General features: G+C 67.9%; 12 protein-coding genes and 1 tRNA gene. 9 read left to right on the plus strand and 4 right to left on the minus strand.

Annotation, left to right across the window (positions count from 1 at the left end; all coding sequences use genetic code 11):
• Positions 1–86: 86 nt before the first annotated feature.
• Genes ASF87_RS14565 through ASF87_RS14585 form a run of 5 tightly spaced genes read left to right on the plus strand, consistent with a single transcriptional unit; the run spans position 87 to position 6,015 of the window.
• Positions 87–1,640, plus strand: a complete 1,554-nt coding sequence (locus ASF87_RS14565) for a carboxyl transferase domain-containing protein (protein ID WP_056377071.1) — start codon at positions 87–89, stop codon at positions 1,638–1,640.
• Between the two features lie 5 nt (positions 1,641–1,645).
• A complete protein-coding gene (locus ASF87_RS14570; protein ID WP_056376794.1) occupies positions 1,646–3,565 on the plus strand; it encodes an acetyl/propionyl/methylcrotonyl-CoA carboxylase subunit alpha in 1,920 nt (639 codons plus the stop codon).
• A gap of 2 nt (positions 3,566–3,567) precedes the next feature.
• Positions 3,568–4,716, plus strand: a complete 1,149-nt coding sequence (locus ASF87_RS14575; RefSeq protein WP_056376797.1) for an acyl-CoA dehydrogenase family protein — start codon at positions 3,568–3,570, stop codon at positions 4,714–4,716.
• 10 nt (positions 4,717–4,726) lie between these two features.
• Positions 4,727–5,212, plus strand: a complete 486-nt coding sequence (locus ASF87_RS14580) for a MaoC family dehydratase (protein WP_056377073.1) — start codon at positions 4,727–4,729, stop codon at positions 5,210–5,212.
• A complete protein-coding gene (locus ASF87_RS14585) occupies positions 5,209–6,015 on the plus strand; it encodes an HpcH/HpaI aldolase/citrate lyase family protein (RefSeq protein WP_056376799.1) in 807 nt (268 codons plus the stop codon). The genes ASF87_RS14580 and ASF87_RS14585 overlap by 4 nt, the downstream gene beginning before the upstream one ends.
• Positions 6,016–6,041: 26 nt before the next feature.
• On the opposite strand, the gene ASF87_RS14590 is transcribed toward ASF87_RS14585, so the two are convergent.
• Positions 6,042–6,629 (minus strand): histidine phosphatase family protein, encoded by a 588-nt coding sequence (locus ASF87_RS14590; protein WP_056376801.1) that lies wholly within the window; start codon positions 6,627–6,629, stop codon positions 6,042–6,044.
• Positions 6,626–7,465: a Sir2 family NAD-dependent protein deacetylase gene (locus ASF87_RS14595; RefSeq protein ID WP_056376803.1), complete on the minus strand. Its 840-nt coding sequence runs from the start codon at positions 7,463–7,465 to the stop codon at positions 6,626–6,628. Before ASF87_RS14595 ends, ASF87_RS14590 begins: the two co-directional genes overlap by 4 nt.
• 97 nt (positions 7,466–7,562) lie before the next feature.
• Here ASF87_RS14595 and ASF87_RS14600 point away from each other — a divergent pair, with 97 nt between their 5' ends.
• Positions 7,563–8,366 carry a TrmH family RNA methyltransferase gene (locus ASF87_RS14600; protein ID WP_056376806.1) on the plus strand — a complete coding sequence of 268 codons (804 nt, stop codon included), beginning with the start codon at positions 7,563–7,565 and terminating at the stop codon, positions 8,364–8,366.
• Between the two features lie 13 nt (positions 8,367–8,379).
• Here ASF87_RS14600 and ASF87_RS14605 read toward each other — a convergent pair whose 3' ends face one another.
• A complete protein-coding gene (locus ASF87_RS14605) occupies positions 8,380–9,207 on the minus strand; it encodes an SGNH/GDSL hydrolase family protein (protein WP_056376807.1) in 828 nt (275 codons plus the stop codon).
• Between the two features lie 146 nt (positions 9,208–9,353).
• On the opposite strand from ASF87_RS14605, the gene ASF87_RS14610 reads away from it, so the two are divergent.
• Complete coding sequence (locus ASF87_RS14610; protein ID WP_056376810.1) at positions 9,354–11,096, plus strand: DEAD/DEAH box helicase; 1,743 nt, start codon at positions 9,354–9,356, stop codon at positions 11,094–11,096.
• A 124-nt stretch (positions 11,097–11,220) separates the two neighbouring features.
• On the plus strand, positions 11,221–12,318 hold the full coding sequence (locus ASF87_RS14615) for a VIT1/CCC1 transporter family protein (RefSeq protein WP_056376812.1): 1,098 nt from the start codon (positions 11,221–11,223) through the stop codon (positions 12,316–12,318).
• 122 nt (positions 12,319–12,440) lie between these two features.
• Here the strand turns inward: ASF87_RS14615 and ASF87_RS14620 are convergent.
• A tRNA-Leu gene (locus ASF87_RS14620) sits at positions 12,441–12,523 on the minus strand.
• A gap of 113 nt (positions 12,524–12,636) precedes the next feature.
• Here ASF87_RS14620 and ASF87_RS14625 point away from each other — a divergent pair.
• Positions 12,637–13,932 (plus strand): M20/M25/M40 family metallo-hydrolase, encoded by a 1,296-nt coding sequence (locus ASF87_RS14625; protein WP_056376815.1) that lies wholly within the window; start codon positions 12,637–12,639, stop codon positions 13,930–13,932.
• Positions 13,933–13,969 lie beyond the last annotated feature (37 nt).

Genomic DNA, 13,969 nt, shown 5'->3' on the forward strand with positions numbered 1-13,969 from the left:
CGATCGGTTAGTGAACACTAACCGAGAAAGCATCCAGTGCGCCAGAGCGATGACGCCGGCGCCGTGTGGTCGAGGAGGACGTCACGATGCCCGCAACCCAGCAGGCCCTCGCCGCCGAGCTGCACGAACGACTGGCGGTCGCCTCCAGGGGCGGTCCCGAAGCGTCTCGTGAGAGGCACATCGCTCGGGGCAAGCTGCTTCCGCGAGACCGGGTGGCCAGGCTCCTCGACGAGGGCAGTCCCTTCGTCGAGATCGCCCCTCTGGCCGCACACGGGCTGTACGGGGGAGACGCGCCGGCCGCCGGAGTGATCGCCGGGATCGGCCTCGTGCACGGACGCCACGTGATGGTCGTCTGCAACGACGCCACCGTGAAAGGGGGAACCTACTACCCGCTCACGGTCAAGAAGCACCTGCGCGCGCAGGAGATCGCGCTCGAGAACAGGCTGCCCTGCCTGTATCTCGTCGATTCGGGCGGAGCATTCCTTCCCAAGCAGGACGAGGTGTTCCCCGATCGTGAGCACTTCGGTCGCATCTTCTTCAACCAGGCGCGCATGTCGGCGGAGGGCATCCCGCAGCTCGCGGCGGTGCTGGGATCCTGCACGGCAGGCGGCGCCTACGTCCCGGCGATGAGCGATGAGACCGTGATCGTCCGGGACCAGGGCACGATCTTCCTCGGTGGCCCGCCGCTCGTCAAGGCGGCGATCGGCGAGGTCGTCTCCGCGGAAGAGCTCGGCGGCGGTGAACTGCACGCCCGTCGTAGCGGTGTGGTCGACCACCTGGCCGAAGATGACGAGCACGCCCTGGAGATCCTGCGTGACATCGTGGCCACTCTGCCTGCGCCCCTCCACCCGGTGTGGGAGGTGCACGACACTCGTGAGCCCGCGGAGTCCGGATCGCTCTACGACGTCGTCCCCGTCGACGTCAACTCCGCATACGACGTGCACGAGGTCATCGCGAGGTTGATCGACGGCGACACGTTCCGGGAGTTCAAGGCGGAGTACGGCACGACACTCGTCACCGGGTTCGCGCGACTGCACGGGCATCCGGTCGGGATCGTGGCGAACAACGGCGTGCTGTTCAGCGAGTCCGCTCTGAAGGGCGCGCATTTCATCGAGCTGTGCGACCAGCGCGGCATCCCCTTGGTCTTCCTGCAGAACATCTCGGGGTTCATGGTCGGGTCGGACGCAGAGGCGGGGGGCATCGCGAAGGACGGGGCCAAGATGGTCACCGCCGTCGCCAGCACGCGCGTGCCGAAGCTCACCGTGATCATCGGCGGATCCTTCGGCGCAGGCAACTACTCGATGTGCGGACGGGCCTACTCGCCGAGATTCCTGTGGACGTGGCCGGCCAGCCGCATCTCGGTGATGGGCGGCGCCCAGGCGGCCTCCGTGCTCGGGACGGTCAAGGACGACCAGCTCGCAGCACGCGGGCAGGCCTGGAGCTCCGAGGAGCGGGCGGCCTTCGAGCAGCCCATCCGTGAGCAGTACGAGACCCAGGGCGAGCCGTATTACGCCACTGCTCGCCTGTGGGACGACGGCATCATCGATCCGGCCCAGACTCGCGACCTGCTGGGGCTCGCCCTCGACGTGGTCGCCCGAACCCCCCTTCTCGAGCCGCACTTCGGCCTCTTCAGGATGTGACCGCGATGACGACCCCCTCTGCCTCCCGCGAATTCGACACGGTGCTCGTCGCCAACAGGGGCGAGATCGCACGCCGCATCATCCGCACGCTGCAGACCATGGGCATCCGCAGCGTCGCCGTCTACAGCGATGCGGATGCCGATGCACCTCATGTGCGCGAGGCCGACGACGCCGTGCGGATCGGTCCGGCGCCGGTCGCCGAGTCCTACCTCGACATCGACGCCGTCATCGCGGCCGCGCGTGCGACCGGGGCGCAGGCCATCCACCCCGGGTACGGCTTCCTCTCCGAGAGCGTCGGGCTGGCGGAAGCGTGTGCCGAGAGCGGTGTCGTCTTCATCGGGCCACCGATCGACGCGCTCCAGATCATGGGCGACAAGGCCAAGGCCCGCGATCACGTCATCCGATCAGGAGTCCCCGTGGTGCCCGGGTTCGATGCGAGAGGACTGTCGGACGCGGAGATCGCCGAGGAGGCGGACGCTGTCGGCTACCCCCTGCTCGTGAAGCCGAGCGCGGGGGGTGGCGGCAAGGGGATGGAGGTCGTCGAGACGCCGGCCGGACTGAGCGCCGCCCTGGCCTCTGCACGCCGCGTTGCGCTATCGGCGTTCGGCGACGACTCGTTGATCCTGGAGAGGCTCATCCGGCGGCCACGACATATCGAGGTGCAGGTCTTCGGTGACACCCACGGCACGGTGCTCGCCCTCGGCGAGCGCGAGTGCACGCTCCAGCGCCGCCACCAGAAGGTCATCGAAGAGGCTCCGTCTGCAGGCATCCCCGACATGACAAGGGACCGTCTTCTCCAGGCCGCGACCCAGGCCGCGGCGAGTGTCTCGTACGTCGGCGCCGGCACGGTGGAGTTCCTCATCGATGCAGATGCCCCCGACCAGGTCTTCTTCATCGAGATGAACACCCGCCTGCAGGTCGAGCACCCCGTCACGGAGGAGGTGACCGGACTCGACCTCGTCGCTCTCCAGATCGCAGTCGCCGCAGGTGCACGCCTCGACTCCGCACCCGCGGTGCGCGGGCACGCGGTCGAGGCGCGCGTGTACGCCGAGTCGCCCGAGCGTGGGTTCCTTCCGTCGACCGGCCGCATTCTGCTCTTCGCCCCCCCTCAGGGGGTGAGAGTCGATGCGGCGGTCGAGACCGGCAGTGAGGTGACCGGCTTCTACGACCCGATGATCGCCAAGGTCATCGCTTTCGCGGATGACCGGAGCACTGCCCTCCGCCGCCTCGACGAGGCCCTCGGCAGAACCGTCGTGCTGGGCGTGGACACGAACATCGCCTTCCTCCGGTTGCTCTGCCGCGATGAGCGGGTGAGGGCGGGAGACCTCGACACCGGACTCATCGAGACGCTTCTGCCGCTCGACGACGAGCCGCCGTCGCCGACGATGCTGGTGGCCGCGAGCCGCGCCGTCCTGCACGCCGACGACACGGTCGGCGAGGCCAGGATGGTTCGACGGGCGGGCCAGGTGTGGCAGGCGCTCACCGAGCGCGACCGCCACGAGGTCTCGTTCCTGACCGACCGGGGCGAGGTGATCGTCCCTCCTGCAGCCGACGGACCTGCAGCTCGTGCGGCAGTCGCGACGGACGTCGACGGCGGCGTCTGGGTGAGCGAGGACGGACGCACGGTGCACCTGCGGCCCCTGGATCGTCGCGCCCGTATGCTGCACCGCCTGCAGGCACGGGAGCGGCGAGAGACCGAGAGCGGTCCGGATGCGCGGGCCCCGATGCCGGGAAGCGTCGTGGCGGTGCACGTCCGAGACGGCGACAAGGTGACCGCCGGCACCCCTCTTGTCTCTATAGAGGCCATGAAGATGGAGCATCCGGTGCTGGCGCCCCACGACGGGACGGTGCGCCTGACGGTGGCCGTCGGCGATCAGGTACGACGCGATCAGCGGGTCGCACACATGACGACGGAGGATAACTGAGCATGTTCGAATTGACCGATGAGGAGCGCGAGCTCGCCGCGATGGTGCGCGACTTCGCCGAAGAGGTCGTCGCACCGCAGTCCTACGAAGCGGATCGCACCCACACACTCTCGATGGAGGTCGTGGCGCAGATGGGTGATCTCGGCCTGTTCGGACTTCCGTTCCCCGAGCAGTACGGGGGACAGGGAGGCGACTACATGGCCCTCGGCATCGCGATCGAGGCCCTCGGGCGCGTCGACCAGTCCATCGCGATCACGCTCGAGGCCGGAGTCAGCCTCGGGGCGATGCCGGTGTTCCGATTCGGCAGCGAGGAGCAGAAGCGCGAGTATCTGCCCGATCTGCTCGCCGGTCGCGCTCTCGCGGGCTTCGGTCTCACCGAGCCCGAGGCAGGCAGCGATGCCGGAGCGACCCGCACGACCGCTCGTCTCGAAGGGGATGAATGGGTCATCGACGGCTCGAAGCAGTTCATCACCAACTCGGGCACGCCGATCACCCGCTTCGTCACCGTGACCGCCGTCACCGGCGACGAAGGGGGGCGCAAGCAGATCTCGACCATCATCGTCCCCAACGGCACCCCCGGCTTCACGGTCGAGGCCCCGTACGACAAGGTCGGATGGAACGCATCCGACACGCATCCGCTCAGCTTCGCCGGTGCACGCGTGCCCGTGGGCAACCTGCTGGGGGAGCAGGGGAGCGGCTTCCGCAACTTCCTCAGCATCCTCGACGAGGGACGCATCGCGATCGCCGCGCTCTCGACCGGTGCGGCGGAAGGATGTCTCGAAGCCGCCGTCGACTATGCGAAGAGTCGCACGATCTTCGGCAGTGCCCTCAGCACGCGACAGAACGCCCAGTTCACGCTCGCGCGCATGCGCGCCCGAGTGCACACGGCGCGACTCGCCTGGCACCATGCGGCGCGACTGCGCGATGCGGGACGACCGTTCGCCGAGCAGGCCGCGATCGCGAAGCTCGTGGCTGGAGAAGCCGCCATGGACAACGCCAGGGACGCGACGCAGATCTTCGGTGGCAACGGGTTCATGAACGAGTTCCCGGTCGCCCGTCACTACCGCGACTCGAAGATCCTCGAGATCGGTGAAGGCACCACCGAGGTGCAGTTGCTCGTGATCGCGCGGGCGCTGGGACTCGCCGGGTAGCGTGGCAGGCATGACCGCGAACGACATCGTCCAGCGGGGGCTCTACTTCGAGGAGTTCGTCACGGACGCGCGCTACCTGCATCGCCCTGGACGCACCGCGACCGAGGCGGACAACGTCCTCTTCACGACGCTCACCATGAACACCCAGGCGCTGCACCTCGATGCGGCCTTCGCCGACGCGCAGCGGCCCTTCGGCGCGCGCCTGATCAACTCGATGTGGACGCTCTCGACGATGGTCGGGGCTTCTGTCGCGCAGCTCACCCAGGGCACCCTGGTCGCCCAGCTCGGGTTCGGTGAGATCGCGTTCCCGCACCCGCTGTTCGCCGGTGACACGCTGTACACCGATAGCGTGATCGTCGAGAAGAGGCTGTCGGGCTCGCGTCCGGGTCAGGGGATCGTGACCATCGCCCACACCGGACGCAATCAGGACGACACGGTGGTCGCGACGGCGACCCGAACCGTCCTCGTGCACTGCCTGCCGGAGGAGGGACGATGACATTCGACCTCGGCCCCGCGCTGCTGTTCTGCCCCGCCGACCGACCTGAGCGATTCCGCGGAGCTCTCGAGAAGGCCGACGCGGTCATCCTCGACCTCGAGGATGCCGTGCTCCCCGAGGCGAAGGCCAGCGCTCGACAGAATCTCATCGATACCGAGCTCGACCCCGATCGAGTGATCGTCCGTGTCAACGCACCGGGATCCGACGCCTTCACCGCCGATCTCGCGACCCTCGCCCAGACGGAGTTCCGCACCGTCATGGTGGCGAAGACAGAGAGCGCGGAGAGCCTTGCCGCGTTCGACGAGAGGTTCTCACTGATCGCTCTGTGTGAGACGGCGAAGGGCGTCCACGCCGCAGATCGTATCGCCGCGCACTCTCAGGTCGTCTCGATGATGTGGGGCGCGGAGGATCTGGTGGCATCCCTCGGCGGCACATCGAGTCGCACGGCGAACGGCGGCTATCGCGATGTCGCGCGCTACGCGCGGTCGCGGGTGCTCCTGGAAGCGGGGGCTCAGGGCAAGGGAGCCATCGACGCGGTGCACGTCGACATCGAGGATGTCGCCGGTCTCGAGTCCGAAGCGGTCGACGCTGCCGCATCGGGGTTCATCGCGACCGCGTGCATCCACCCGAGTCAGGTGGCGGTGATCCGCGCGGCGTACGCGCCTGATGAGCCCAGCGTCGAATGGGCTCACGGAGTGCTCGCGGCGGCTGAGAGGGAACGAGGAGTCTTTCGCTTCAGAGGACGCATGATCGACGAGCCCGTGCTGAGGCACGCCCGGTCGGTGCTCAGCCGCGTTCGCTGATCAGAGCAGCTGAGTGGGCGCGCCAGTCAGACGAGCATGCCCTGGTCGATCAGGCGTAGCGAGCCGGGGGACGCCTCGAAACGGTGGACAGAGCCGTTCGCGAGAACCTCACCGACCCGAGGCAGCGTGCCACCGGACACGTGATCGATCAGCGACCGGATCACGCCTCCGTGCGTCACGACGATGACGGACTCCGCAAGCGGCGCCGAACGGCGGCGTGCATCACGGGCGATCGCGTCGAGTGCCGCGAGAGCCCGGTCAGCGACTCCATTCAGAGTCTCGGCCCCGGGGACCGGTGACTGCCAGTCGCCGTACTTCTCGATGTAGTCCGACACGAGCATGCCCTCGCCCTCGCCGAACTCGCGCTCGCGCATATCGGGCACCAGCACGGGTGAGCCGAGTCCCAGGCTCTCGGAGATGATCTCGGCCGTCTCCCGCGCACGCTTCAGCGGGCTGGCGTAGATCGAGTGGTGCGTGACGCCCTCGAGGAGATCGGCGGCGGTCCGTGCATCCGCGCGGCCCTTGTCGTTCAGAGGGATGTCGGTGGACCCCTGGATCCGGCGAGCCAGGTTCCAGTCGGTCTGGCCATGGCGGATGAGCGTGAGCAGAGTCATTCGAGGAGCTCCTGGATCGCGGGGAGCACATCGCTGGTGCCTGCGGCGATGGTGACATCGGCCCAGACATCCGCGCGCGTGGGCTCGCGGTTGATGATGATGAGGGGGATGCTGCGTCGACGTGCGCGTTCGACGAGGCGCACCCCGGAGTTGACGACGAGGGAAGAGCCGGCGACGATCAGCGCGTCGCTGGCACGGAGCAGGGACTCGGCAGCCTTGAACCGGTCTTGAGGGACGTACTCGCCGAAGAACACGACGTCAGGCTTCAGCATCCCTTCGCAGACAGTGCACACGGGGACGATGAAGCCGTCGGTGCTCTCGGGGAGCACATCGCCGTCGGGGTTCAATGCCACGTTCTCGGGGACGGTGATCCACGGGTTGCGCTCTTCGATCTGCACCGCGACGTCGCGGCGATCGAACACCTGACCGCATTTCAGGCAGAGGACCCTGCGCATCGTTCCGTGCACTTCGATCACATGAGAGCTGCCTGCGCGCAGATGCAGGCCGTCGACGTTCTGGGTGATGACGCCGCTGACGTGGCCGGATGACTCCATGGCGGCGAGCGACAGGTGCCCCGGGTTCGGCTGGGCTCGGGCGAACGCACGCCAGCCCAGGTGCCCCCCGACCCAGTAGCGTCGTCGCGCGGCGTCGTCGGCGAGGTACTTCTGGATGGTCATCGGATCGGTGCGGTTGCGGGATCCCTCGCCACGGTAGGCGGGGATTCCCGAGTCCGTGGAGATGCCGGCCCCCGTGAGCAGTGCGATCCTGCGACCGCGCAGGAGTTCGGCGGTGCGAGCGATGGTGGCCGACAGTTCGACCGGACTCGATGCGCTCACAGGACCTCCCTGTGCGAGTCTACGACGTGCGCACCGTGGTCGACGCGTCGCGGCCGACCGCGCAGCCGGTCGACTGAGCGATGGCAGACTGGGCCGCGTGGAACTGCTGCGCGTGACCGATCCCGACGACCGACGACTCGACGATTACCGCGGGCTCACCGACACTGCGCTCCGGACCGTGAGAGAGCCGACGGGTGGGCTCTACATCGCCGAATCGACCAAGGTGATCGCTCGGGCGGTCGCGGCGGGTCATCGTCCGCGTTCCGTGCTCGTGCAGGAGCGGCGGGTCGATGACATTCGGGGGATCGTCGGCGACCTCGACGTGCCGGTGTACGTCGTCCCTGATGAGGTGGCTGAATCGGTGACCGGTTTCGCCGTTCACCGGGGCACGATCGCGTCGATGCATCGCCCCGTGCTTCCGACCGTGCGTGAGGTCCTCGACGCCGCGAACCTCGTGCTGATCCTCGAGAACGTCGGCGATCACACCAACGTCGGTGCGGCGTTCCGTGCGGCCGCGGGCCTCGGGGCGGACGCGGTGCTGGTGTCGCCCGGGGGAGCGGACCCGCTGTACCGACGCAGCGTGCGCGTGAGCATGGGCACGGTGTTCCAGGTGCCATGGACTCGCATCACGGATTGGGAGTCTGCCGTGGCGGACCTCCACGCGGCGCGGTTCGACATCGCAGCTCTCGCTCTCAGCGATGACGCCGTGACGCTCGATGCCTATGTCGCGAACCGCCCCGAGCGAGTCGCCATCGTCATGGGTTCGGAGGGCGACGGGCTCTCCCGCACGGCCCTCGACCACGCCGACACGGTCGTGACGATTCCGATGTCCGGTGGTGTGGATTCCTTGAACGTCGCGTCTGCCGCTGCAGTGGCGCTGTGGGCGCTCACCTCGCCCTGACCTCTGGCCGTCGTCAGTCTGACTTCGGGAGGATGATCGGGGAGGGCTCGGGGCGCTTGGCCACGATGTGATCGCCGGATGACTGATGGCGCAGACGACGCAGGACCCAGGGCACGAGATGCTCTCGGGCCCAGCCGAAGTCCTCGGTGCGGGCCTCGCGCCAGGTGCGGAGCGGGATCGTCTCGGGCTGCATGGCCTCGAGATCGTTGGGCACGTTGAGCGCGCGCAGAACCATGCGGGCGACCTCGTGGTGGCCCAGCGAGTTGTAGTGCAGGCGGTCGTCGTCGAAGAACCGCATGTCCTGCACGACCTTGAGCGCCCACTGATCGGCGACGATGCAGTCGTGTCGCTCGGCGATCGCGCGCACGTTCTCGTTGTAGATGGCGACCTTGCCGCGGAAAGCCCGGAAGACCGGAGTGAAGGCCGTGTCGACTCCGGTGAAGAGCAGAATCGCGGCGCCCGTCGACGACAGACGCGCGACGGCGTCCTCGAGCTGGGCGGCGATCGCGTCGGGGTCGGTTCCCGGTCGGATCACATCGTTGCCCCCGGCGCAGATCGAGATGAGGTCGGGATGCAGCGCCACGGCGGGCTCGATCTGATCGCGTACGATCTGGGCGATCAGCTTGCCGCGCACGGCGAGGTTCGCATAGGCGAAGTCGTCGACCTGGCGCGAGAGCACCTCGGCGACACGGTCTGCCCAGCCACGGTGGCTGCCCGGCTGCGACGGGTCCGGGTCGCCGATGCCCTCGGTGAACGAGTCGCCGATTGCGACGAACCTCCGCCAGGGGTGCGGATTCTCGTTGTCGAGCTCGGGGGTTCGGATCGAATCCTGATCTGTCATCCAGCTCTCCTTCGCGAACGAGCGCAGCCGTGCGGTGGCGGACGCGCAGTGACCGAGCCTACTCGGGTGCGGGCGTCCGGGCGAGACGCGCGCGGCGGAACTCGCGAGCGTGCCGAGTGTCGGCGGCAGCGATTATCGTTGTCTCGATGCTCTCTCCGTCCTTTCCTCAGCGTGCCCCTTGGGGAACCGCGAACAAGCTGCGCGCCTGGCAACAGGAGGCGCTGGAACAGTACTTCCAGGCAGATCAGCGAGACTTCCTCGTGGCGGCGACACCGGGTGCAGGAAAGACCACGTTCGCCCTTACCCTCGCCGTCGAGCTCATGCGCATGGGCGAGGTCAACCGGATCATCGTGGTCGCCCCGACCGAGCATCTGAAGACGCAGTGGGCCGATGCCGCCGCTCGCGTGCACATCCGTCTCGACCCCCGGTTCCGCAACAGTCATTGGGCGCCGGCACGGCATTACCACGGCGCCGTGGTCACCTACGCGCAGGTGGCGGCGAAGTCGTCGGTCCACCGTCATCTGACCGAAGACGCGAAGACGCTCGTCGTGCTCGACGAGGTGCATCACGGTGGCGACGCGCTCAGCTGGGGCGACGCGATCCGCGACGCCTACGGACCGGCGAAGCGCCGACTGCTGCTCTCCGGCACCCCATTCCGCAGCGACACCGCACCGATCCCGTTCGTCGAGTACCACCCTGACGAGTCCGGCGCGCGCATCTCCCGCACCGACTACAACTACGGCTACGGCCGTGCACTGGCAGACGGCGTGGTCAGGCCCGTGCTCTTCCACATGTACGCGGGCAAGATGCGCTGGCGCACGAGCAGCGGAGACGAGCTCGAGACGCATCTCGGTCAGGACAACACGAAAGACGTCACCTCGCAGGCATGGCGCACGGCGCTCGACCCCGAGGGCGAGTGGATGCCTGCAGTGCTCTCGGCTGCGGATCGTCGTCTGACCGAGATCAGGCACCACGTGCCCGACGCCGGAGGACTGGTGCTCGCGACCGACCAGACGGTGGCACGCGCCTACGCCAAGATCCTGCACAGCATCACGGGACAGCAGCCGACGATCGTCCTGTCCGACGACGCGACAGCCTCGGAGCGGATCGAAAAGTTCAGCAACAGCGAGGATCGCTGGATGGTCGCGGTGCGCATGGTGTCGGAGGGCGTCGATGTGCCCCGACTGGCCGTCGGGGTCTACGCGACGTCGTCGTCGACGCCGCTCTTCTTCGCCCAGGCGATCGGTCGCTTCGTGCGGGCGCGTCGACGGGGTGAGGCGGCGAGTGTCTTCCTTCCGCAGGTTCCGGTGCTCATGGGACTCGCGAACGAGATGGACAAGCAGCGCGACCACGCGCTCGATCGTCAGTCGAAGGATGACGACGGCCTCGAGGACTCGCTGCTCGAGTCGGCGAAGCGCGAAGACGACGCCTCGGATGCGCTGACACAGGAGTTCAGCTATCAGGCGCTCTCGTCTGTTGCGCACTTCGACCGGGTCGTGTTCGAGGGTCAGGAGTTCGGCCAGCTCGCCGAGCCGGGCACCCCCGAGGAGGAGGAGTTCATCGGGTTCCCCGGTCTTCTCGAGCCGGAGCACGTGCACGAGCTGCTGATGCAACGCCAGGCACGTCAGACTCGCCTGCGAGAGACACGGGAGGCTGAGGCAGGGCCGACCGAGACGACCACGCTCCCGGCGCCGCTGCACCGCACGCTTCGCGAGCAGCGCCAGCTGCTCAACAGCCTCGTCGGCCTGTACGCCCGTCAGAAGGGCGAGCCGCACGGGGCCGTGCACGCGGAGCTGCGCCGCATCTGCGGCGGGCCTGCTGTCGCGCAGGCGACCGTCACGCAGCTGCAGTCGCGCATCGACGTGCTCCGCAAGCGCGTTCGATCCTGAATCGCGCCTCCGGTTCGGAGGCCCGAAAAGCTGGCAATCCTGCTCCCGGTGCCGCCGAGAGAGTGGCTCGAAGCTAGCGTTGAACGGTTGCCCCGTTCCCGGGGATCGTCGATCAGGAGACTTCATGACAGCCCCCGCTGCCGCCGAGCCGACCGCCGCAGACCGTCGCCGCTGGGCGCGCTACCTCGTGGAAGAACGCGCCGAAGGGCTCGTGTACCAGAAGCTCGCGAACCGTCGCACGGGCGAGGAGCGCGAGATCCTGCTCAGCCTCGCCGATGCCGAGCGTCGCCACGAGCAGCACTGGCTCGATCTGCTGGGCGCAGAACCGGCGCGACTGCCGCGAGCCGGCATCCGGTCTCGCCTGCTGGGCTGGATGGCCGGGCGGTTCGGATCCATCTTCGTCCTCGCACTCGCGCAGAGCGCCGAGGACAGATCTCCGTACGATTCCGAGCAGTACGCGACTCCTGCCATGCGCGCAGACGAGAAGGTGCACTCCGAAGTCGTCCGCGGTCTCGCCGCTCGTGGGAGGCGCCGTCTGTCCGGGTCGTTCCGTGCTGCCGTCTTCGGAGCGAACGACGGCCTGGTGAGCAATCTCGCACTCGTGCTCGGCATCGGCGCCACGGGTGTCAGCTCCGCCTTCGTCCTGTTCAGTGGGATCGCGGGTCTGCTCGCCGGGGCTCTGTCGATGGGCGCGGGGGAGTTCGTCTCCGTGCGCTCCCAACGCGAGCTGCTGGCGTCGACGGAAGCCAACGAGGATGCCGCGGCATCCGCCGCCGATCTCGACATCGACGAGAACGAACTCGCTCTGGTCTACCGCGCTCGCGGAATCGGCCAGCAGGAGGCGCTCGAGCGCGCACGGCGGATAGTGGACGCCGCGCGTGCCGGAGTCGAGCGCACGACGACGGGGCCGATCCACCTGCACGCCGGAGACGACCACGAGATCGTCGGCAGCGACTGGACGGCGGCCATCTCGAGCTTCCTGCTCTTCGCGTCCGGCGCGATCATCCCTGTGCTCCCGTGGATCTTCGGACTCGATGGGACAACTGCGGTGGTCGTCGCGCTCGTGCTGGTGGGTGTCGCTCTGCTGACGACCGGAGCGATGGTCGGCATCCTGTCGGGGGGACCGCCCCTGCGTCGCGCGCTGCGGCAGCTGGCGATCGGCTTCGGCGCTGCGGCCGTCACGTACGTGCTCGGGCTGGTGTTCGGCGTGAGCGCGCACTGACGCGCGCGCCGGCCCGTGGGGCAGGGCTCGGGGAATTCACCTCGGGTTCTGCCGGACGACACGTCGACACCGAAAGTACGAAGAAGGCCTCGGATATCGTATGGATATCCGAGGCCTGTCTGTGCGCGGAGGGGGACTTGAACCCCCACGCCCTTACGGGCACTACGACCTCAACGTAGCGCGTCTACCATTCCGCCACCCGCGCAGGTGTTGGATGTTCGTTGCCGAACGAAGATTTACATTAGCACGAGCTTCGAGGCACTCAGAAACCGGCGGTGACGCCCGGGCGCGCCATGACGTTTCGATAGCCTGGACCTCATGACTGACGTGGCTCTCCCCGAGGTGGTTCGCATCGCGAGCGACCTGATCCGATTCGACACCTCGAACTTCGGCGGAGGCAACGCGAAGGGTGAGCGTGAGGCAGCCGAATATGTCGGCGCCTATCTGCAGGACCTGGGTCTGGATGTCGAATACTACGAGCCGATCCCGCGGCGCACGAACGTGATGGCGCGCGTGCCGGGTCGCGATCGGAGCAAGCCGGCTCTCGTCGTGCACGGACACCTCGACGTCGTCCCGGCGATGGCCGAGGACTGGAGCGTCGACCCGTTCGCGGGCACCGTCAAGGACGGCATGCTCTGGGGGCGTGGGGCGGTCGACATGAAGAACATGAACGCGATGATCCTCACCGCCGTCGCAGACCTCCTGCGTGCGGGGGAGCAGCCGGAGCGCGATCTGGTGCTCGCATTCTTCGCCGACGAGGAGAACGGCGGCGTCGAGGGCTCGGCGCTCGTCGTCCAGAATCACCCGGAGTGGTTCGCGGGAGCGACCGAGGCCATCAGCGAGGTGGGCGGCTATTCGATCACGGTCGACGATCGCCGCGCCTACCTGCTGCAGGTGGGGGAGAAGGCGCTCATCTGGATCCGCCTCGTCGCGAGGGGTCGCGCCGGCCACGGAAGCCGACTGCACGACGACAACGCCGTCACGAAGCTCGCAGAAGCTGTGGCGGCCCTAGGGCGCACTCGGTGGCCTCTTCGGCTCACTCCCACCACCGAGGCGCTGCTGCAGGGCCTGAGCGCCCTCACCGGCCGCTCCGTAGACGACCCCGACGCCCTCGCTGCCGCCGCCGGCCCCGCTGAGGCATTCCTCCGTTCATCGTTCCGCACGACGACGAACCCCACGGCACTCACCGCGGGGTACAAGCACAACGTGATTCCGGAACGAGCCGAAGCGCTGATAGACGTGCGGGTGATCCCGGGAACCGAGGACGAGGTGCTCGCCGAACTGCAGCAGATCGTCGGCGATGACATCGAGATCCAGACCGTCGTTCGCGACATCGGCATGGAGACGCCGTTCGCAGGCGAACTGGTCGAGGCGATGGTGGCGAGTCTGGGGCGGCACGACCCGGGAGTGCCGGTCATTCCGTATCTGCTCGGCGCCGGAACCGACAACAAGGCGCTGGCCTATCTGGGCATCACCGGGTACGGATTCGCTCCCCTCCGCCTCCCTGCCGACCTCGACTTCACGGGGATGTTCCACGGTGTCGATGAGCGAGTGCCCGTAGAATCGCTTGTCTTCGGTCAGCGGGTGCTGGCCGATCTGCTGCGCACGTATTGAGCTCTCTGCTCCACGTCCGCGCACCACGAATCAGAAA

It is taken from the genome of Microbacterium sp. Leaf161 (assembly GCF_001423645.1).
GTDB lineage: Bacteria > Actinomycetota > Actinomycetes > Actinomycetales > Microbacteriaceae > Microbacterium > Microbacterium forte.

Bases quoted from the DNA above. Each gene is read 5' to 3' on its own strand.
- ASF87_RS14565 (WP_056377071.1), top strand. From the start codon at position 87: ATGCCCGCAACCCAGCAGGCCCTCGCCGCCGAGCTGCACGAACGACTG.
- ASF87_RS14570 (WP_056376794.1), top strand. From the start codon at position 1,646: ATGACGACCCCCTCTGCCTCCCGCGAATTCGACACGGTGCTCGTCGCC.
- ASF87_RS14575 (WP_056376797.1), top strand. From the start codon at position 3,568: ATGTTCGAATTGACCGATGAGGAGCGCGAGCTCGCCGCGATGGTGCGC.
- ASF87_RS14580 (WP_056377073.1), top strand. From the start codon at position 4,727: ATGACCGCGAACGACATCGTCCAGCGGGGGCTCTACTTCGAGGAGTTC.
- ASF87_RS14585 (WP_056376799.1), top strand. From the start codon at position 5,209: ATGACATTCGACCTCGGCCCCGCGCTGCTGTTCTGCCCCGCCGACCGA.
- ASF87_RS14590 (WP_056376801.1), bottom strand. From the start codon at position 6,629: ATGACTCTGCTCACGCTCATCCGCCATGGCCAGACCGACTGGAACCTG.
- ASF87_RS14605 (WP_056376807.1), bottom strand. From the start codon at position 9,207: ATGACAGATCAGGATTCGATCCGAACCCCCGAGCTCGACAACGAGAAT.
- ASF87_RS14610 (WP_056376810.1), top strand. From the start codon at position 9,354: ATGCTCTCTCCGTCCTTTCCTCAGCGTGCCCCTTGGGGAACCGCGAAC.
- ASF87_RS14615 (WP_056376812.1), top strand. From the start codon at position 11,221: ATGACAGCCCCCGCTGCCGCCGAGCCGACCGCCGCAGACCGTCGCCGC.
- ASF87_RS14625 (WP_056376815.1), top strand. From the start codon at position 12,637: ATGACTGACGTGGCTCTCCCCGAGGTGGTTCGCATCGCGAGCGACCTG.